The following is a 20,648-nucleotide window of genomic DNA, read 5'->3' as shown; positions in this document are numbered from 1 at the left end:
GGTGAGGGGCGTGTCCGAGGTCGCTTTGCGGTAGGCGTCCGCGTCGTAGTGCCAGGGGCGCCAGCCGATGCGGTCGTGGACGGCGGTGGCGATCGCGATGCCGCCCCAGTCGAAGTCGCCGTGGTAGGCGAACTCGGCGCCGCCTTCGGCGAGGAGTTCCAGGAGGCGCCATACGGCCGTTGATGGACGGCCGTTGCAGCAGACCAGGGGAGGGCAGGACGGGCCCAGCGCGTCGGCTGCGGCGGCGACCACCACGGGGTTCTCGCAGATCCGGACCAGGTCGGCCCGCATGGGGACGGGGTGCCGGCGTAGCTGGCGCAGGGTGAGCGACACGGGTTCGCCGCGCATCGCGGCGAGCATCCTGCCGGTGGGGGTGTCCGCGTCGCCGGGCAGGCCCAGGCATAGGACGGTGGAGGAGAGTTCGTCCATGTGCACGCCGACCGCGGCCCAGGTCTCGCGGCGGGCCTCGGCGCCGCCGTCGGAGGGGAAGGGCAGGCCCGTGAGGGCGCGGGCGGACGAGAGGGCCAGGGTGGCGAGAGGCCCGTCGTCCAGGGCGTGGGCGTGCCCGCAGGTTTCGGCGGCGAACTGGCCGAGGGGGATGTCGGAGGACGGCAGTCGTCGCACCACGGCGGCGAGGTGGCGGAGGATCCCGGCCGCTTCGGGCGGGCTGGATGTCAGGCGGCGGACCAGGCCGGTCGCGTCCAGCCAGGCGCGCCACTCGGCCAGCTCCGGGCGGGAGGAGAGGGCTTCGTCCAGTGCGGCGAACGCCGCGTCCCAGGCTGCGGCGGTCTCAGCGTTCTCCCTGGTCAGGTCGCGGATGGGGCCGTCCAGTAGTTCGACGGCGGCGGCCAGGCCGCCGGGGGACGCGCCGCTGCCGCGCAGGATGCGGTCGACCTCGTCCAGGGATACCGAGAGGGACGCGCCGGTTCCCGCGCGACGACCCAGCAGCAGTTCCACCGCGCGCCGTTGGGACGGGGTCGCCTCGGTCAGCGTGACCTTGCCGGTGAGTGAGCCGCCGCGCTCCAGGCGGGACCGGGCGCGTTGCAGCAGCCAGGCGGTATCCGGGCCGCCCAGTAGGCGCCGCAGGCGGTCGTCGGTCATCAGAAGATGTCCGTCTGGCCGGATACCGGCTCGGGTTCGGGCAGGTCGGCGCGGGTGAGTTCGCGGCCGTCCCAGCGCCACGGCGTCACCAGGACGGCGTCGATGCCGTCGCGGCGGGACAGCTGGCAGATGGACAGGCCCGGTACCTGCGGGTAGCAGCCCCATTCGCGTTCGCTGGTCATCACCACGTCCATGTCGAAGGTGGCGAGGAGGCCGAGGCATTTGGCGCGGGAGTCGTCGTCCACGCCCGCGAACGCCTCGTCCAGCGCGACCAGCCGGGGCGCGTGCGGGTTGCCCGCCGACTTGTAGTGCGCGGACGCCGCGGCGAACAGGGGGACCGAGGCGGCGAGGACGCGTTCGCCGCCCGACGCGGGGCCCGTCGCGGGACGCCACTGGCCGTCCTGGAGGCGCTGGATCGTGAACATGTGCCAGGACCGGTAGTCCAGCGCGCGGGTGAGCTGCTCGGTCCACCCGGACGCCGGGTTGTCGGCGTGCTCGCGGGCGATCTGCTCCTGCAGGAACCGGCCGACGGCGGCGCGGTCGTCGACCGACCAGGCGTCGATGGTCTGCCGCAGCTTCTCCCGGACGCGGTCGAGCCCGTCGGGGGCGTCCCGCGCGGGCTTCCACACGAGCCGGAGCCGCATCCCCGTGGAGGTCGGGCGGGACGTCAGCTCGGCGTTCATCTCGCGCACTTCGTCCTCGGCGGCGGCGATGAGTTCCTGGAGGGTGCCGGCGACCTCGTTCAGCAGGTGGTTCTCCAGGATCTCCCGCTCGCGTGCCGACAGCAGGTGGGCGCGCTGCTCCGTCTCGGCTTCCAGTGCGGCCGCCAGGCCGGGGACGTCGCGGGTGCGGCCCTGGAACACCACGTCGACGACCATGATCCCGTCGTGCACGGTGAGGCCGACGGCGTGCCCGTGCCGCGACATCGCGTCCGACAGCAGCTTGTGCTCCTCGGAGACCCTCTTCTGGACGCGGTCCCATGGGCCGTCGCCGTCGTCGACCGTGTCGAGTTCGGTGTTGACGGCGCGGGCCAGGACGACGGCTGGATTGGCCGCCCATTCCTGCGACGGGTCGGGGACGTCGAGTTCCGGCAGCGCGGCGTGCAGCACCCCGGTGGCGGCGAACGCGCGGAACTCGCCGACGGCCTTGTCGCGGGCTTCTGTGGCCTCCTCGATCTCGCCGCGCAGCCGCTCGCAGGTGCCCTGGGCCTTGCCGCGCTCCTCCAGCGCGGACCTTTCCCGCCCGTTCGCGCCGTTCTCGGCTTCGTCGCGGGACGTGAGGGCCTGCCGCACCTCTTCCAGTCGCCGGAAGAGCTCCTCGACGCCGGCCCCCGCCGTCTCGACCAGCGCCCGATGCCGCTCCGCGGCCGAGTCGGCCTGGTCGCGCGCCTCCGCCGCCAGCTCCGCCGATTCCTCCAGACGTTCCAGGACGTGCCGGAGCTCGCCGGCGGCCTCGCGCGCCGCCTCGCGGGCCGACAGCAGAGCCTGCGCGGCGGGCCAGAGGTCGGCCAGCGCGAAGCGGTAGTCGGTGATCGCCGTCCGCACCTCGGCCAGTTCGGCTTCGCCGGTCGGCAGGCCGACGTCCCCGGCGAACTCCGTGGCCCGTTCCCGCGCCCGCGAGACCTCGTCGCGGCGCCGCGCCACGACCTCGAGCGCACGGCGGTGGTCACCGTCCAGCTCGCGGCGCCGCCGGTGCTCCTCCGCCAGCCGGACGTGCGCCTCGCGCAGGGCGGTGTCTCGCGGGACGGCCCGGTGCTCGGCGGCCAGCGACTCCCGGCGGGCGGTCAGTCCGGCCAGCTCCTCGCCGATCGCCTCGATCCTGCCGCGGGTCTCGGCGAGGTCCGACCGGAGGCGGGCGATGCGGGTGCGTCGGGCGGCCTCGCGGGCGCCCTCGCCGATGAAGTCGGCGCTGTCCTTGCGCCATGAACCGCCGAGGACGCCGTTCGCCCACCGGCCGTCCACCGCGATCCAGGTCCGCGCACCTGGACCTAGGCCGATTCCGGCGAGAACGGCCTGCACCGCGCCGTCGTCCAGCGCGGCGGCCCGTGGGTCGGCGCGGTCGATCGCGGGCCGCAGCACCAGGGCGCAGGACGGCCCCTGAACCGCCTCGCCGGTCAGCACGAAGGTGTCGTCGCCGGCGACGAGTGCGCCCTGCGGTGTCACCCAGGAGTCGAGGATCCCGGACGCCTCAAGGGCGGCCTCCAGCCCGGCGCGGTGGTCGGCGGGCACGGTGACGTCAAAGTCGACGACCTTCCACAGCGGTGCGCCCGGCCTTTCCGTGCGGGCCTCGGACGCCCGCGTGTACGGGACGGGCGGGGCGTCGTGGCCGCCGGACTCGAGCCGTTCGATCTCGTCGCCGATCGCCTTCTCGGCCTCACGTTCGGACCCCAGGCGGGATTCAGCGTCGGCCTCCCGGCGCCCCAGTGCGGCCGTGGCCTCGCGGGCGGCGTCGTCCACGGCGGTCGCTGCCGGGTTCCGTCCCTCGGCGTTCTCTGCCCATTCCTCCAGCTTCGCCAGCACCGCATCCGGGTCGTCCACCCGGATCTCGGTGAGCCCGGAGAGGTAGATGACGTAGGCGTCGAGCAGTTCCGCCGCGCCCTCCTGCGTTCGCCGGTCGGCCGCGGCGATCCGCTCCGACGCGGCCTGTAGTTCGCCGTCCAGCCGCTCGGCCTCGGTGGCGGCCGAATCCAGCCGGGACCGGGCCTGAGCCACGGCCGACAGCAGCCGCTCCAGTTCGGCCAGCGCACGGAGGCGGGCCTCGGCCAGTTCGCCGGTATCGCGGCGTGCCTGCGTGAGGCCGCTCTCCCACGCGTCCAGGGCCCCGGCGTGGGCGGGGCCGCACCCGGCGAGGGCGGCCGCCGACGCCGACCTGTCCCGGGCGGCGACGAAGGTCCGCTCGGCGCCGCCCTCCTGCGCACTGGTCCTATCAGCGCGGGACCGTTTGCGGCCGGCCTCGGCCGACAGCCCGTCGCGGTCACGCTCCTGCCTCGCCGCGTGCTCGTCCCGGCGCCTGGCCTCCTGCCCCATCTGCTCGATGCGCTCGGCGTCGCGCATCTCCGGACTGGTCTGGAGAGCTTCGCGGCGCGCGTCCAGCCGCGTCTTCTCCTGCTTCAGCGTCTCCAGCAGTCGCGCGACCTCGGCCAGTTCGGTCTCGGCGGCCGTGAAGCGCGTCTCCGCCTCCGTGAGGTCCCGGTTCAGGTGCTCGTACCGGCTCTGCGTGAGGCGCGGCCCGGCGGCCTTCCGCTTCGCGGCGATCCGCGCGTACCGGACGTAGTGTCCGAGGAAGTCGGTGGCGGCCTTGTGCGCCTCCTCCAGGGCGCGCAGCGCGTCCCGTTCCTCGTCCAGACCCCGGAACGCCTCCGCGACCGTCGTGATCAGGGCGGGGCTGAGGGGCGGCAGCGCCTCGGTCAGCGCCCGCGACAACAGCCGCTCGTCCGGCTTCTTCGACAACTGCGGCTGCCTGAGCTGGATCAGCAGGTTGACCAGCGCCTCGTAGCGGTGCTCGCCCAGCCCGAACAGCGCCTCGTCCACGGCCCGCCGGTAGTCGGTGGCCCGGTCGTAGACCGTGCCGTGGCCGTCGACCGCCTCGCGGAGCTTCTCCCGCGTCAGCGACACGCCGCCGTCGGAGACCAGGTCGAGATCGACGCCGACGCGGCGCGTGGTGACGAAGAACCAGTGCCGGACGATGCCGCGGTCCTTCACCGCCTTCAGCCCGCAGCCCAGCGTCCGGTACTCCTGGGTCCCGTCCGGGTGGAGGCGGCCGAACTCCAGCCACGTGTAGCCGAGCCGCTCCGGATGCGGATGCTTGCCGCCGAGCAGCAGGTTCCACTCCATCCGCTTCTGCCGGTCGCCGTCGGGCTCGACCCGGTGCGGTGACAGCTCACCGTCCAGCAGGAACGGCAGCGTCAGGGCCAGCACCTTCGACTTCCCGGTGCCGTTGTTGCCGCGCAGCAGCAGCCGCCCGTCATGGAACCGGAACTCTTCGACGTCGTAGTAGAACACGTCGACGAGCCCGGCGCGCAGCGGCTTCCAGCGCTCGGACGTCGGAACGGGTACCGGACTCAACTCACGGCCTTTCTCAACTCACGGCCTTTCTCAACTCACGGCCGTCCTCGTCTCGCGGACGGTCGGTTCCTCCACGGCGTAGCGCGCGATCGCCGGGCGTGCCCGGACCCGGTCGGGCAGCACCTCCACCAGCCGCAGCGCCGCCAGCTTCCCGAGCGCGACGTCCAGCAGCTCCTTCTCGGCGCCCGGCTCCGTGACGCCCTTGCGCCAGTACGACGTGTGCCGTGCCGCCGCGTCCCGGACGAACGCGGCCAGCTCCTCCGGGCTCGCCTCGGTCCGCCCCGCCAGGTACTCGGCGACCAGCAGCGTCACATGGCCGTCGGTGCGCTGCTCCGGCATGCGCACGTCCGTCAGCTCGTCGTCCGGGTCGACCATCGCGACGCCCTCGGCCCGCAGCTCGGGGACGAGGCCGGTCGCCTCCTCGATCCGGCGGGTGATCGCGGCGCGCTGGGAGACCAGGTAGGCGCGTTCGGCGTCGTCGAGGTCGGCGTAGTAGACGACCGGGTCGTCCAGCAGCCGCCGGGTCAGGCCGCGCCGCAGCGCCCGGTTGCGCAGGTCGTCGGTGTCGGGCACCGGTTCCTCGGTGAGTTCGGCGAGCCTGTCCTCGAACCCCGCCGCGGTCACCGTGGACGGCCCCCGCACCCCGGTCAGCAGCGCCGCGAGGACGACACGGCGCACGTCGTACAGGACGTCCCCGGTCGCCGACAGGTAGGACTCCTCGTCGCCCGACACCCGCCGCAGCACGCCCCAGCCGAGCAGCATCCGCACCACCGCGACCAGGTCGGCGCGTTCGGCCCGGCTGTCCAGCGTGAACGGGAATGCGAGCTCCGGTTCGGCGGCCGCGTTCAGGACCTCCTCGGCCAGCCTGCCGAGCGTGGTCTGCGCGTCGGCGCGCTCCAGCACCGCCAGCGCCAGGCACAGCACGACGTAGCGGCGGCGGCCGAACGGCTCCCCGGCCTTGCCGCGCGCCGGATGCGTCCCGTCGTCCAGCGTCGGCGCCGTCTTGAACAGCCGGGCCGTCTCGGCGTCCACCTGCAGCCGCCAGCCCGTCTCCCGGCTCAGCCAGTCGCGCAGCTCCGCCTGGTACCGGCGGACGAGCACGAGGTCCTGCGGGTCGGACTCGGCGGTCAGCAGCGGACGCCGCAGCAGCGTCCGCAGTGCCGCCTTCCGCCGCGCCACATCCTCATCGTTCACCGATTCCCGCTCCCCACCAGGTCGGTGACGTCGATGAGGTGCTCGGGGCCGGTGAGGACGCCGTCCTCGGTCACGATCCGCACCTCGCCGCCGTCCGGGACGAGCGACAGCCGAACCTCCATCGACCCGTCTCCCGTGATGGCCTTCACTTCGTTGTCGCCCGGCAGCCGCGCCGCCAGCGCGTCGCCGAGCAGCGCCAGGAACAGCCGGAACGCCTTCGGGTCGAGCACGCCCATCTCGGACAGGAGCACCGGGCCGCCGGTGCGCAGCCGCGCCCGCGCCGCCGCCGTCTCGGCCGCCTCCCGGTCGGCCCGCTCGCGCAGCAGCCGGCGCATCTCCGTCCGGTCCTGTACCCGGTTGGGCTTGCCGCGCCGCTCGTAGGAGCCGGTCCGGCGCAGCTGCGGGGAGATCCGCACCGGCGGCGCTTCCGCCCACGGCAGTCCCTGCGGCGCCTCGTCGTCCCAGGCCGCAACGGTCGCGGCGGTGACGGTGAGATGCCGCGCCGGAGTCAGCCCGAACGCCGCCCGCCACAGCCGGTGCATCGCCGCGTCGTCCGGTGCCTCGGCGAACCAGCGGGCCAGCGCACGGAAGTCGGCGGACCGGTCCGACCGGCCCGAACGCCGCTCGTTCAGCAGCCCCACCGTGTCGACGAGCTGCTTGATCGCCGTCACCGCCGACTGCCGCAGCAGCCGCGCCTGCGACGGGCGCGCGGCGCCCCCGGACACGAACCAGTCCCGCAGCCCCCGCCACCGGTTGCGCCAGGACTCCAGCGCGCCCGCCTCGGCACGCGCGAACGCCTCGGCGGCGTCCGCGCCCTCCGGAACCGCGTCGGACGCCTCCCGTCGCGCGGCCAGCGTCAGCAGCCGCTCATGGCCGCGCGACTCGACCTCGTCCAGCAGCGCCGCGATCCGCGCCCCCGAGTTCGCGAGGTCGGCGATGAACCGGTTGATGTAGTCGATCAGGCGTTCCTTGTAGGCGATGAAGCCCTCGACGTCGCCGTCGGAGAAGTCGATCGCCCTGCGCAGCGACGCCATGAACGCCTGCGCGTTGTCGGCGAGCGAGGAGAACCGCTCGGCCAGCGTGAGCAGCAGAAGATGGACCTTGCCCGGGTCGGGCGCGTCCTCGTCCGCCAGCGCCGACAGGGCCGCCAGGTGCCCGGCGATGTCGGTGAGAGCCACCGACTGCAGCACGCCCCGCCGCCCGATCGCCTCCTCGTAGAACGCGATCGCCTGCTCGGCTGCCTGTCCCGCCGTGGTGAGCTGGTACAGGAACCGCTTGCGGTGGAAGTCCTCGACGGTGGTGACGCGGCCGGTGTCGGCGTCGGCCCGCAGGTTCCCCCACTCGACCAGCTTGTCCAGCGCCTGGACGAGCTGCTCGTCGCCGTCGCGGCGCAGCTCGGCGGCCACGTCCTCGGGACGCAGATGGACGATGAACCGCTCCTTGGCCCGCGCGAACGACAGCAGCACCTCCCGGTAGAGCGCCGCGTTCGGCGCACTGAGGTGCGCGAACGGCTGCGGCCCGTCCACCCCCGAGTCCAGATCCGTCACCGCACCATTCTCATTCACCCCCGACCGTGGCCGCGCCAACTCCGCCGCGCCCGCACCCCCGTGTCCGCTTCCGGCTGTTGCGGCGGAGACCGGGAGCAACCGTGCGTACGCGGCTGGATGTCACGCCTGAGCGCGCTCTGCGCGGTAGAGGTGGACCAGGGCGCGGGTCACGGCGGCCGGCCACACCGTCGCGTGCTGTTCGTCGTGGATCACTTCGCTGCGGACGCCGAGCTCCGGCCGCGCCCGGAGGCGGTCGGTGAAAGCGGCCAGATCGGCGACCATGTCGAGGTCGGACAGGGTCTCGCGCATCTCTGCGGTCATGACGGGCCAGCTCCGGTGCGGGCTGTTCTCGCGCTCACCCACGGCGAGGTAGACGTCAACGGCCTCGTGGTCGGCGAGGGGCGCCCGCCGGGGATCGAGCAGCAGGTGGTCGTCCCACCACAGTGACGGGCTGACCGCCAGGAAGCGGCGGAAGCCCTCCGGGCGGCGTACCAGCGTCCAGCAGGTCATCAGGCCGCCCAGGGAGAAGCCCGCGAGCCCCCGGTCGCCGGGGTCGAGGGGGTGGGCGGACTCCACGTGGGGTGCGATCACCTGGCGGATCAGGTCGAGCATCGCGCCGGCGCCGCCCGTCCCGTAGGCGGGCTCGCCGAACAGGTACTTGGACGTGCCGCTGGTCGGTGTCAGGTCCCGCACACGCTGGGCGCTCAACCGCCCGGGATCGTCGGTGGCGGGCGAGATGCCCACGACGGCGACGGGCCGCAGCTGTCCCAGGGAGTAGGCCAGCGTCGTCTGCGCGATCTGTGCCGTGGCCAGGAACGTCCGGAAGCCGTCGAGCAGATACAGCACCGGAAACGGCCCGCTCGCCCGCGGCGGCAACGCCACCGAGACATGCCACCGGTCAGCGGGCCCGTCTCCTGCCGCCAACGTGTACCGCACCGCCCCAGGCAGCCCGGCGGGACCCACCGTCCAGTTCACACCCATGCGCCGATCTCCAGCGTCAGCGGACGGCGGGGGAGCCGCAGCATTTCTTGTACTTGCGGCTTGAGCCGCACCAGCAGGGGGCGTTGCGTTCGGGAGGCCAGTCGAGGGTGGGGGCGCCTTCTCGGAGGCGGTCCATGAGGTGGTCCGCTCGGGTCTGCTGGTCCTTCGGGTCGCGGTCGTGGTCGCCCGCGTACTTGACGAGGTCGGCCACCGTGGTCGGGAGGACGCGGAGCTTGGACGCGCCGAGCTCGTCGCTGGACGCACGCCAGCCCCGCTCGACCTCGGCGAAATAGGCGGAAGGATCGGTGGACCCGGCGCCGTGTACGAGGCCCTCGGCGAAGGCGCGGGCGACGTCGGAGCGGACGAAGAACGACCCCACGTTCGGCTGGGACGGGGCTTCGGCCCTGTCCAGGAGTTCGGCCAGCTCGGTCTCCTGAACTTCGGAGCGCAGATCGAGCGCATCGGGCTGGAGACCTAGGGCTCGGCGGACGCGCCGCCGTCCGCGCAGCTCGGGCCGGGCGAACAGCGTGGTCTCGGAAAGCACCTCGTCGTCGGCCATCAGGTCCCGGCAGGCGATGTTGAACCAGGTGAGCGCCTCCTCCAGGCGCTTCTGGTGCTCCAAGTGCTCCGCGATCAGAGAGGCCGGTCCCGGCACGACGTTCGTTCGGTCGATCTTGCCGATCTCCGCGTCCGCCTCGTCGCCCCGGCCGAGGTCGGCCAGGAGGGCGACCTTCTCCACGACGGCGAACTGCGAATCCTCGCCCGCCTCGATGGCGATGAGGTCGTCGTAGATCCGCAGCGCCCGTTCGGGCTCGCCCGCCCTGCCCCACTCCCCAGCTGCTTCTATCAGGATCTCGGCGCGCTGTTCCGGGTACTTCACGGCGTCGCGTTCGAGTTGCTCGGCGGACCGCCGAGCCTTCTCCGATGTCGTCACCGCGCCACGGTACAAGCGTCGCGGAGGTTGCCGAGGAGGTCTTTCAGGACTCGTTTCCCCGAGTACGCGTGCAAAGGTCCCGGCGCCCCGTCCGGCCGTGGTCCTCACCGACGACATGTGCACGACGTGCGAGCGGCCCCGCCGGAAGGCGAGGCCGTTGCGGTACTCGTAGAGGGTTGCAGGTGCAGCTCTCCCCGCTTCACGCGGGCGACGAGCTGGGCGAAGCTCTCCGAGGAGAGCGTGAGGTGCCCGGAGTCGGGGGCCTTGCTGTCCCTGATGTCCTGCCCTTCAGCGAGGGCGGCCACCTCTACGCACTCCTCACCGCCATCACCGCACGCGACCTCGCCAGCCGGTGGACGAGCAGCGTGAACGACCCGTCAATCCCCGGATGCGCCGACTGCGACCCGTCAGTCCACAAGCTCGTCGCCCACTTCACGGGCCATCCCGACGATGTCGCCGCGTGGTCGGTGGCCGATCCGGCCTGCCGCCCACCGCTACCAAGACCGCTGTCGGAACTCGCGTCGACCTTTCCGCGCCCACGCGCCGCCAGCGTTGTCGGAACGGTCATCCGAGGCCGGTGCCCTCGTCCGTCGCGGCCGGTTCACGGGCCCGCTACCTGTCGCCGGCCGCGGGCAGGTCCAGGGTGGAGTCGGCGAGGCCGAGGCTGAATCCGGTGGTTTGCGGCCGGACTCCACAGGTCCGTGGCGCGCGGCGTCTGTGGCGCTGGGCCGGGGTCGTCCGGCGGCCGGACGCGGTAGGTATAGCGCCCGTTCTGGCCTCTGGCGATGTGGGTATGCGCGGGATTGGCAGCCTTCCAGCGGTTGTGCCAACCGCACGCGAGGGCGAGTTTGTCGATGTCGGTGGGGCTGTGGCCGAGCGCCCAGCCATCGACGTGGTCGGCCTCGCACAATGTCCCGGGGGCTTCGCAGCCTTCGACCGCGCATGTCGCGTACAGCGTCTCCAGTACACGGCGCTGGCCTGGGGAGGCGAACCGTTCCCGGTGTCCCAGGTAGAGGGGGACGTTGCCACGTCCCAGGATGAGTGGAGAGACCCCGGCCGCCAGGGCGATGCGGCGGGCCTGCTCGGCCGGGATCGGTGTCCCATCGGTGAGGCGCGCCGGGACAGGGCCGCCCGTCAGGGTGTCCAGGTCACAGATGACGGTGACCTTGGTGGCCTTCTGCCCGCCCGACAGGACGCTCGTCAGCGCCGCCGCCGTCCGCTCGGACAGGTCTCGGAGGTCGTCGGTGCCGGCGGGCTTGGCCAGCGGCGCGAGGGTGCCGTCCCAGATGGCGGCGTCCTCGGCGTTCAGCCGGCCCTTGATGTAGCGGCCGCCGTCCAGGGAACGGGTGGAGTCGATCCAGGACCGTTCGTAGCCGCGCCGGGAGTCCTCATCAGGTCTTTCGGTGTCGTCGCGTTCAGCGATCAGCTCGGTGATCCGGTTGCCGAACGCGGCCACTTTTCCGGCGGAGAAGCCCTGCCGGGTCAAGTCGAGGAGGATCTCCTCCGCCGCTGCGCAGTCGGCGTCGTCCAAGCGGGTGACGGCTGTCGCGATGGTGGTGGCGTAGCCGTAGGACAGTTCTCCGCGGGCGAGGCGTTCGGTGACGTCGGGGAGGCGGTGGCGCTGGCGGGCCAGGTTGATGCGTTCCTTGGCGCGGGCCTCACGCATGCCGAGGCGCGAGCGCAGCCAACTGCGGGCGGACGGGTATCCCCAGCGGCGCATCTCCCCGGACGCGTCCACCCGGCCGACCAATCCCGCCAGGGCGCTTTCGTGCAAGTCGGTGGCCCGGGCCAGCGTCTCCGCATCCCGCATGCACACTGCCGCGGACTCGGGTGCCTGACGCCGAGCGAGTTCGGACGCGATCGCTTCCGCCGCGTCCACCAACTCACTGGCGGACATCGACGCCACTCCGATCACTCCAGTCGAACGCACACCCTAATGTTATCGAAAATCTACGCTCCGTAAGCAAGTTCCGGGTGACAAAATTGAGGCCCTCCAGATAGTCGGGGTACCCGAAATGCCTGATCGGCCTGTGATCCAGGAGCCTCACCCGTTCGCCACCTCCGGGCGCCCGGTCGCCGGCTATCTGCCTTCGCCAGCGGGCGAGCCGGGCGAGGCTGCACTCGCGGCCCCGCCCGGCCCATCACTGGCCGACGCGCGGCCTCCTACGTCATGTGGACGAGCACCACCATCACGGTGAGGGCGAAAGCGAGGTGCGGAATCGCCCTTATGATTCTTTCTTTCATTAGGAATCCTTCTTTGTTCGTGATGAATCCCGAGGCGCCCCCGCGGGTAGCCACACTAACGGTGAGGGTCGGTCATGTCTCAGGATTCCTAATCTTCGCGTGGTTCATCGCGTTAATGCGACAGATGGGCTGTTGGTAAAGTCTTATGGATAATGTCCGAGTTATCCGTATTCGTCACGGTGTCGCCCTCCGGAGTTAGAACTGCACTCTAATGCGAGTCAGGCCGCCGGGTGTCCGCGGTCGGCGCTCGACAGGGGCGGTCAGGTGCCGGTGGCCTGGTCGAGTTCGAGGAGGCGGGACCGGAGAGAGGCGGTTTCGGCGAGGCCCAGGGTGTCGAAGAGGTGGATCGCCTGCTGCCAGCAGTCGCGGGCCGCGTTGTTGCCTTGGACGTGCAGGAGTGCGGTGCCCAGGCTTTCCAGCGCCTTTGCCTCCTCGTACGGGACGCCTATCTCGGCTCCTAAGGAACGGGCCTGGCGGAGATGGTCGACGGCGGCCGGGTAGCGGCCGGAAGCGGTGAGGGTTTCGCCGAGGTGGCGGAGTGCGAGGGTTTCCTCGTAGCGTTCATTGATCGACCGGGAAAGGGTCAGGGCGCGCTCGTGATGGATCAACGCCTCGGCGTATCGTCCGGTATTGTGGAACGTGGCGCCGATGCCGATCAGGGTCTCGATCTGGTTGCGGCGGTCGCCTAATTCCATCGCTATGGCGAGGGCCTTGCGGTAATTCGTCAACGCCGTTTCGTGAGCGCCGGTACGGCGATGGACGTTGGCCATGTTGATGAGCGAGATGGCCTCGTGCTGGCGGTCGAGGCCGGTCGAGGCGGCGGTCCGCTCGTAGTACTCCACCGCCCGGTCGACGTCGCCCATGCGGATCATCAGGTCGCCCATGTTGTTGAGCGCCATCATCCGGCCGTGCGGGTCGTCGATCTCGGTGAAGATCGCGAGGGCTTCCAGGCGGAGGCGTTCGGCCTCACCGTAGCGGCCGGTGAACTCCAGGAAGATCGCGATATGGTCGAGGCTCCTGGCCTCGCCGTGCCGGTCTTTCAGGGAGCGCTGGATATCGAGCGCCTCCCGGCAGCACGAAAGCGCCTCGGAAAAGCGGGACCGATGCCAGTGAACCAGGCTTATGCGCCCGAGAATATGCGCCTCGGCCTGGCGGTCGCCGATCGAGCGGTAGATCGTCAGCGCCTTTCCCGCTTCGTCCATCGCCGTGTCGTACATGCCACTGCGGAAACGGATGTTGCTGAGGTCGGCCAGCGCGCGGGCGGTGCCCGGCCGGTCGCCGGTATCCCGCAGCGCCTCGACGGCGCGGACATGGAGCCGGGCCGCCGCGTCCCAGTGGCCGCGCGACTCCAGATGCCCGGCGAGCACGCGGGCGAACTGGGGCACGTGCCCGGGGGAGCCGGTCCGGCCGGCCTCGGCGGCGGCGTTCAGTAGGCAGTCGTGCTCGGCCGTGAACCACTCGGCCGCCGCCGCCTCGTCCGGCAGCGGAGGCAGGCCCGGCGGCAGATGGACGATCCGGACGCCGTCCACCGGCCGGTGCGGGGACAGCCGCCGGTCCGCGCGGTCCGCGGCCGCGAGGTAGAAGTCCAGTATCCGGTGGACGGTCCGGCGCCGCTCCTCCTCGGGGTCGCTCTCGCGGGCGAGGCGGTCGGCGTAGTCGTGCACGAGGTCGTGGAATCGATAGCGGCCTCCGACCGGTTCGGTGATCAGATGCCGGTCGAGGAGCTCCTCGAGGATCCGCTCGGCCTCGCGGACGGGACGGGCGAGCGCCGCCGCGGCCGCGTGCGCCGTGAGGTCGGGGCCGGGGTGCAGCGCCAGCGCGCGGAACGCGTCCCGCAACTGCGGCGGGAGCCCGCGGTACGACACCTCGAACACCATCGTGATCTCGCGTCCCTCGTCGCGCAGCTCGTCCAGCCGGTCGCCCGGGGCCAGCCGGGCCAGCAGGTCGGCGGCGTGCCAGGTGCGGCGGTGCCGCAGCCGGCTCGCCGCCATCCGCACCGCGAGAGGCAGGCGGCCGCAGCGGTCGACGACCGCGGCGACGTCGGCGGCGACCTCCGCGCGCCCCGGTCCCGAAAGGCCGGTGAACAGGGCTGCCGCGTCCTGGACGGGCAGGACGTCCAGTGACAGCGGCCAGGATTCGTGCAGCCCGGTGAGCCGGCGCCGGCTCGTCACGATCACCAGGCAGCCGGCGGACGCGGGCAGCAGCGGCCTGACCTGGTCGTGCCCGGCGGCGTCGTCCAGCACGATGATCGCGCGGCTGCCGGCGAGCTGCGACCGCCACAGCGCGGCGCGCTCGTCCAGCGCCCGCGGCACCCGGGTCGCCGGGACGCCGATCATGCGGAGCAGCGTGTCGAGCGCATCCGCGGGAGCCACCGGCTTCTGCCGGGCGTCGTGCGCGTGCAGCGAGAGGAACATCTTCCCGTCCGGGAAGTGCGTGGCCAGCCGGTGCGCGAGATGGACGGCGAGCGTCGACTTCCCGACCCCGGCCATACCGTTCAAGGCGATCACGGTCACGGCGGATCCGGTGGCGGCCGGTTCCCGCGCGATCGGGACCATGTCCATCAGCTGCCGCAGCTCGTCGTCGCGGCCGACGAACGACCGCGCGTCGTGCGGCAGCGTGTTCGGGCGCCGGTCGACGCTCAACTGCGTGCCGGGAACCCGCAGCAGTTCCGGGTCTCCCCGCAGGATCTGCCGCTGGATCCGCTTCAGCCCGGGGCCCGGGTCGGTCCCGGACTCCGCCACGAGGAGGTCGTGGGTGCGCCGGTACGCCTCCAGCGCCTCGGCGGGCCGCCCGCAGCGGTAGAGCGCGAGCATCAGCCGCTCCACCGGCCACTGGTGCTGGGGGTGGCGTTCGGTGAGATCGTAGAGTTCCCGGACGAGGTCGGCGTGGTTTCCGCGTTGCAGTTCCAGATCGATACGGAGAAACGCGGCGGCCAGCAATTCCTGTTCGACATTGTGCCGGGTGCGCTCGGCCCAGCCGCCGGCCAGGTCGGCGAGCGGTTCGGCCCGCCACAGCTCCGCCGCCCGGCGGTGGTGGTCGAGGGCGTATTCGTCGTCGCCGCTTTCGGCGATCGCCCGCGCCTGGTCGCGCAGCCGCCGGAACCGGTGCAGGTCGACCGACTCATCGTCGACATCGATCAGATATGCCCCCCTCCGCGAGATCAGCGCGGCGCCCTCCACGTCCTCCAATCTGCGGCGCAGCCGGGTCATGTAGACCTGCAGGCCCTGCCGGGCCTTGGCCGGCGGGTCGTCGTCCCACACGTGGCGGATCAGGGTCTCGGCGGGCACCGGCTGGCGCGCATTGAGCAGCAGCACGGCCAGCACGCAGCGTTCCTTGGGCGATCCGAGGTCGCGCCGCCGGCCGTTGATCCACAGCTCGACGGGGCCTATGACGCGGAACTCCACCGGTTCCCCTTTGTGGGAATCTCCTCTTGTGCCGATTTTGGCACCACGTGTACCGAATGGCTAGAGCGTTGACGCGTTTCCCCGGCATCCCGGAACCTCAACTACTCACCGAGTCAGGACGATTGCAAGTTTTCGTCAAGGTCCTCGAACGACACTCGATTCCGGAGGGCGGATCATTTCGATCCGCGACGGAGGAACGGATGGTGGCGGCATCCAAGGCCGAAGGAGGTTGTTGACGGGGATGACAGGCTTCGAATGGCGCCGGGCCCTGACGGGGTTCGACTCCGGCTGGTGGGGACGGCTGGAGGACCGGCGCACGGTGCTGATCGTGGTGGGCTCGCCCGTACCGGGGCAGCCCGCACTGGACGTGGCGCGGCTCGCGGAAACCGACCCGCGGCTGCGCGTGCTCTTCGCGGCGGCCCCCGGGCCGTCCTCGGCCGCCGTGGAGATGATGCTCAGGGACGCGGGCGCGGCACCGCTGCGCTGGTCCGAACTCGCGGACGGCGGCATCGGCCTGGTCGTCACCGCGCACCGGGTTCCCGCGCGCCCGCCGGGGGCGCCGCTCATCGCCCTGCCGGGAACGATCCCGGCGGCGGTCGCGCACCGGCCCGCGCCGGCCGTGTTCACCTACGCCCACCACCTGGACCGTCCTCCGGACGCCGAGGACGGCGGCGCGGTCGTGGTCGGGGACTCCGACCACGACCGGATGGTGGCGAGCCTGCCGCTGCGCGACTTCTACCGCCGCGCGCTGGGCGTCGGCGGGCGGCGGGGGCTCGTCGTGGTGGCCCTGCCCGCCGCCGGCGGCACGGGTTCGTGCGCCCGCTGCCGGTCATGGGACGTGGTGCGCCGCCTGCTCGCCGAACTGCCGCCCGACCGGTATCACGTTCTCGGTGTTCCCGAGCCGGGCGGGGACCGGTGCCCGGGCGGGCCCGGGCTCGCCGTCCATCTGCGGGACGGCCTGGGGCTCATGCCGCCGGAGGCGGACTGGCGTGCAGCCCTCGTCGCCGCCGACTGGATACTGGGGCCCCCGGGCCCGGTCACGAGGTACGGGACGCTCACCGGGGTCCCGGTGCTCACCACCGGGCCGCCGCCAGGGGACGCGCTGCGCCTCCTCGCCGTCCGGCTCGCGGCGCACCGGCCCGTCCGCCCGCAGTTGACCGAGGCGGCGGCGCGGTGGCGGCCGGAGCGGGTCCGGCCGGTCGCCGGGCGGATCACGTCCGAGCCGGGACGGTTCGACCGCAACATGCGCAGCCTGATGTACGGGCTGATGCGGCTGCCGCAGCCCGCCACGATCCCCGTGGCGGACCCGGTCTCGCCGCCGTTCCGCATCGGCTGCCGGGACGGCGAGCCGCTCGGCCACGCCTGCCAGGGGGCCTGAGATGAACTTCTCGGTGGACGCATGGGTGCCGGGCCCGTTCGGGCTGGACGCCCCGAAGGGCTCGACGGTGCGGGCGCGGCGGACGGTTCTCGCCGTGGCGCACCACGTGACGGCGGCGACCCGGCTCGCCGACGTCATGCCGCTGCTGGAGACCGACCTGCGGGTCGCGGTCGCGTACACGGCCGCGCCGGCGTCGGTCTTCACCGGAGGGCTGGACCGGCACCTGCGCGACCTCGGCGGCCTCGTGGTGCCCTGGCGCCAGGCGGTCGGCACCAGGTGGGACCTCGTCGTGGCGGCGAGCCACGGGATGCTGGAGAACCTGCACGGGCCGGTCATGACGGTCCTGCACGGCGCCGGTCCCGGCAAGCTGCTTCCGCGCCTGCGCGGCGCCGGTCCGGCCGCGGCGCGTCCGGTCACCGGACTGATCAGGGAACGCCTCGTCGTCGCCGGACGTGTCGTGCCGTCGTCGATCGTCCTGGCGCACGACCGGCACCTGGAGATGCTCGAACGCGAATGCCCCGAGGCGCGTCCGGTCGCGTTCGCGGGCGGCGACCCGTGCCTGGACCGGCTGGTGGCGAGCCTGCCGTACCGGGAGAGGTACCGCCGCGCGCTCGGTGTGCGGCCTGGGCAGAGGCTGGTGTTCGTCAGCTCCACCTGGAACGGGGACTCGCTGCTCGGCCGCCGTCCGGACCTGCTGCTGCGGGTGGCGGCCGAGCTGCCGCGCGACCGGTACCGCATCGTCGCGGCCCTGCACCCGCACGTGTGGGCCTACCACGGAAAACGCCAGGTCATGGCCTGGACCGCGGATTGCCGTCGGCTCGGTGTCCGGTTGTTCCCACCGGAGGAAGGGTGGCGTGCGGGGCTGGTCGCCGCCGACGTGCTGCTCGGTGATCACGGGTCGGTCGGCTGCTACGGCGCCGCGATCGGGGTGCCGGTGCTGCTCGGCACGTTCCCGGAGGACGCCGTCGCGCCCGGGACCCATGTCGCCGGGCTCGGCGCGATCGCACCGCGCGTCGACTGGGACCGGCCGCTCGCCCCGCAGTTGGAGGACGCGGCGCACTCCTACTCCGGACGGGTCCATGCCGCGATGCGGGGCGCCATCAGCTCCCGGCCGGGCGAGGCGGCCCGCCTCATCCGCGAGGAGATGTACCGGTTGCTGCGGCTGCCCGACCGGGAGCGCCCGCCGCTCGTCGAGCCCGTCCCGCTCCCGGCCCCCGGCCTCCCGAGGGCGGCGTGATGGCCGGGCAGGAGGTGGCCGGGCAGGAGGTGGCCGCGCGGGTGATGGCCGCGCCGGTGCGGGTCTGGGACGGCCTGCCGGGTCCGGTGCGCGTGCTCATCGGCGGCCGGACGCTGGCGCTGCGGTGTCCACCCGCCGCCGGCTCCGAGCCGCCGCCCTGCGACGAGCACCTCGTCGCGGGGCCGGAAGAGGCCTCACCCACCTGGTTGGCGTGCGCGGATGTGATCGTCGGCCGGGCCGGGGACCCGTCGCGGCTCCTGGCGGCCCATCCGGGCTGCCTGGTCGCGGCGACCGTCACCGGGCGCGGCTGCCGGGTCGCGGCCGACGGTCTGGACGCGCGGCTCGATCCCGTCCTCGGCGGGACGTGCTCGCCCGCCGACGCGGCCCTGTACGCGTCCGCCCTGCACGCCTGGCTCGTGACGGGTGGACGGCCGGTGGGCGCGCTCTCGCGGCTCACCCTCGTCCGCGGCGGCACGGCCGCGATGGTCATGATCAGGCACCGCCCGGCGGTGCGGGAGGGAGGCCGGCGAGCCGCTCCGTGACCGGTACCGCCTGGGGTGAGCCCAGCCGGCTGTAGATGGCGAGCGCCTGCTCCAGATGCGGGCGCTCCGCCTCCGGGTCGCCCTGCCGCTCGGCGACCCGGGCCAGCTCGCGCAGCGCGCCGGCCTCGACGTGCGGCGCGTCGGTCTCCCGCGCGATGTCGCGCGCCGCGCGGAGCGCGGCGGCGGCCTCGTCCAGGCGTCCGGCCCGCAGCCGGGCCTCGCCGAGGCACGCGAACGTCCGCGCCCGGTGGTACGGCTCGTCGAGCCGCATGAAGGTCTCCAGGACGCCGGTCAGGGTCGCGTCCGCCTCGGCGTGCCGGCCCGCCGCGCTGAGCGCCTCGCCGATGTGCCGGTCCATCAGCGCGATCCCGCGCGGACGCCCGAGATCGACGTGCACGTCCCGTGCCCGCGCGAACAGCTCGACCGCGCGGGACGGGGCGCCGGCGGCGAGGGCCGCGACGCCGAGTCCTTCGAGCGCCGACGCCTCGCCGAGCCGGTGGGCGGCTCGCTGCTCCAGGGCGAGGGCGGCCTCGTAGCGGCCGGTCGCCGTGCCGAAGTCCTGGAGGTTGAGGTAGGCGACCCCGAGCCCTTCCAGCATCCGCGCTTGGGCCCGGATGTCGCCGCAGGACTCGGCGGCGGCGAGCCCCAGCTCGTACATCCGGATCCACGACGCGTAGTGCTTGCGCTGCAGGAACAGCGGCCACGTCGCCTCGGCGAGCTGCCAGGTGATCGCGTGCAGACCGGTCTGGTGCGCCTCCTGTGCGACCGCCTCCAGGTTCGGCCGTTCCCGTTCGAGCCACTCCAGCGCCGCCGCGCGGGAACCGAAGAGGTCGTCCGGTGGTGCCGCGTACCGTTCGCCGAGGTGCCATCGTCCCGGCATCAGGGTGAGGTCGGCGGTGACGGCGGTCGTCAGGTACCAGCCGGCGAGCCGGGCGAACGCCGTCTCGCGGTCCGGTGCCGTGGCGGGGGACGAGTTCCGCGCGTGCAGGCGGACGAGGTCGTGGAAGCCGTACCGGTCGCCGGGGCCTTCGAGGAGCAGGCTGGCGTCCACCAGGCCGTCCAGGAGCCGGACTGCGCCCTCCTCGTCCGTCCCGATGAGGGCCGCGGCGGCGGCGACGCAGAGATCGGGCCCTGGATGGAGGCCGAGCAGCCGGTAGGCCGTCGCGTGCTCCTCGTCGAGCGCCTGGTAAGAGGTGTTGAAGACGGCGCTCACGGAGATGTCGCCCTCGCCGGTGCGCAGCGCGGAGAGCCGCCTGGTCTCGTCGCCGAGTTCGGCCACCGCGCGCGCGATCGGCCAGCGCCGCCGTGCCGCCAGGCGGGCGCCGGACGCGCAGACTGCCAGCGGCAGAGTGCCGCAGAGCGCGACCAGCGATCGGGCGTGGTCGCGTTCGGCTCCGATGCGGTCCGCTCCGATCAGGTGCTCCAGCAGTTCCAGGGCGCCCGGCTCGCCGAGCGGGTCGACGTCCAGGAATCGCGCGCCGTTCACCACGAGCCCGGTCAGGCGGTGGCGTGAGGTGACCACGACCAGCGACGCTCCGGCGCCGGGCAACAGCGGGCGGACCTGCGCCGCCGAGACGGCGTTGTCGAGCATGACGACCAGGCGGCGCCCGGTGGTCATGGACCTGAACAGCGCGGCCTGCGCGTCGGTGCCGGGCGGGATGGCCTCCGGCGCCGCGCCGAGGGCCCGCAGGAAGCGTTCCAGCGGTTCGTCGGGCGGGAGCGGCTCGGCTCCGGTGAAGCCGCGCAGGTCGATGAACAGCTGGCCTTCGTAGCGGTCCTTGATCTCGTGCAGCCATCGCAGTGCCAGCGTGGTCTTGCCGACGCCGCCGGGGCCGGTGAGGACCACGAGCCCGGGTTTTTCCGCGAGCGCCGGGTGTTCCGCGAGCGCCGGGTGTTCCGTGAGCGCCGGGTCTTCTGCGAGCGCCGGGTCTTGTGCGAGCGCCGGATCTTCTGCGAGCACTGCCAGTTGCCGCAGTTCGCTGTGCCGGTTGGCGAACAGCCCGGGTGGTGGCAGTTGTGCGG

General features: G+C 72.9%; 12 protein-coding genes and 1 pseudogene. 3 read left to right on the top strand and 10 right to left on the bottom strand.

Annotated features, from left to right (window positions below):
- From E1285_RS31530 to E1285_RS31490, 9 genes and pseudogenes are all read right to left on the bottom strand, one after another.
- Positions 1 to 1,101, bottom strand: a 1,101-nt coding sequence (locus E1285_RS31530; protein WP_132158218.1) for a TIGR02679 family protein, incomplete at its 3' end; no start/stop codon positions are given.
- A complete protein-coding gene (locus E1285_RS31525) occupies positions 1,101 to 5,165 on the bottom strand; it encodes a TIGR02680 family protein (protein ID WP_132158217.1) in 4,065 nt (1,354 codons plus the stop codon). The genes E1285_RS31525 and E1285_RS31530, both read right to left, overlap by 1 nt.
- A 30-nt stretch (positions 5,166 to 5,195) precedes the next feature.
- Positions 5,196 to 6,359: a TIGR02678 family protein gene (locus tag E1285_RS31520; protein ID WP_132158216.1), complete on the bottom strand. Its 1,164-nt coding sequence runs from the start codon at positions 6,357 to 6,359 to the stop codon at positions 5,196 to 5,198.
- Positions 6,356 to 7,906, bottom strand: coding sequence for a TIGR02677 family protein (locus tag E1285_RS31515; protein ID WP_243723177.1), 1,551 nt, complete (start codon positions 7,904 to 7,906; stop codon positions 6,356 to 6,358). The genes E1285_RS31520 and E1285_RS31515 overlap by 4 nt, the downstream gene beginning before the upstream one ends.
- A 120-nt stretch (positions 7,907 to 8,026) precedes the next feature.
- On the bottom strand, positions 8,027 to 8,887 hold the full coding sequence (locus E1285_RS31510) for an alpha/beta hydrolase-fold protein (RefSeq protein ID WP_132158215.1): 861 nt from the start codon (positions 8,885 to 8,887) through the stop codon (positions 8,027 to 8,029).
- 16 nt (positions 8,888 to 8,903) lie between these two features.
- Positions 8,904 to 9,821, bottom strand: a complete 918-nt coding sequence (locus tag E1285_RS31505) for an SEC-C domain-containing protein (protein WP_165966829.1) — start codon at positions 9,819 to 9,821, stop codon at positions 8,904 to 8,906.
- 104 nt (positions 9,822 to 9,925) lie between these two features.
- A pseudogene (locus E1285_RS48440) lies at positions 9,926 to 10,144 on the bottom strand (DUF397 domain-containing protein); the annotation flags it as partial.
- Positions 10,145 to 10,422: 278 nt separating this feature from the next.
- On the bottom strand, positions 10,423 to 11,718 hold the full coding sequence (locus E1285_RS31495; RefSeq protein ID WP_132158212.1) for an HNH endonuclease signature motif containing protein: 1,296 nt from the start codon (positions 11,716 to 11,718) through the stop codon (positions 10,423 to 10,425).
- A 607-nt stretch (positions 11,719 to 12,325) separates the two neighbouring features.
- The gene (locus E1285_RS31490; RefSeq protein ID WP_132158211.1) at positions 12,326 to 15,469 is read right to left on the bottom strand and encodes a tetratricopeptide repeat protein; all 3,144 of its coding nucleotides are present in this window, start codon (positions 15,467 to 15,469) and stop codon (positions 12,326 to 12,328) included.
- A 241-nt stretch (positions 15,470 to 15,710) separates the two neighbouring features.
- Here E1285_RS31490 and E1285_RS31485 point away from each other — a divergent pair, with 241 nt between their 5' ends.
- Genes E1285_RS31485 through E1285_RS31475 form a run of 3 tightly spaced genes read left to right on the top strand, consistent with a single transcriptional unit; the run spans position 15,711 to position 18,626 of the window.
- Entirely contained in the window at positions 15,711 to 16,847 is a 1,137-nt protein-coding gene (locus E1285_RS31485; protein ID WP_132158210.1) for a hypothetical protein, read from the top strand.
- 1 nt (position 16,848) lies between these two features.
- The gene (locus E1285_RS31480; RefSeq protein ID WP_132158209.1) at positions 16,849 to 18,084 is read left to right on the top strand and encodes a hypothetical protein; all 1,236 of its coding nucleotides are present in this window, start codon (positions 16,849 to 16,851) and stop codon (positions 18,082 to 18,084) included.
- Positions 18,084 to 18,626 (top strand): hypothetical protein, encoded by a 543-nt coding sequence (locus E1285_RS31475; RefSeq protein WP_132158208.1) that lies wholly within the window; start codon positions 18,084 to 18,086, stop codon positions 18,624 to 18,626. Before E1285_RS31480 ends, E1285_RS31475 begins: the two co-directional genes overlap by 1 nt.
- Here the strand turns inward: E1285_RS31475 and E1285_RS31470 are convergent.
- Positions 18,577 to 20,648: tetratricopeptide repeat protein (locus E1285_RS31470; protein WP_132158207.1), on the bottom strand; the 2,072-nt coding region annotated here is incomplete at its 5' end. The genes E1285_RS31475 and E1285_RS31470 overlap by 50 nt on opposite strands.

The sequence above is a fragment of the Actinomadura sp. 7K507 genome (assembly GCF_004348425.1).
Lineage (GTDB): Bacteria > Actinomycetota > Actinomycetes > Streptosporangiales > Streptosporangiaceae > Spirillospora.
The sequence above is the reverse complement of the archived record's forward strand: the minus strand, read 5'-3'. Positions and strand labels throughout refer to the sequence as shown.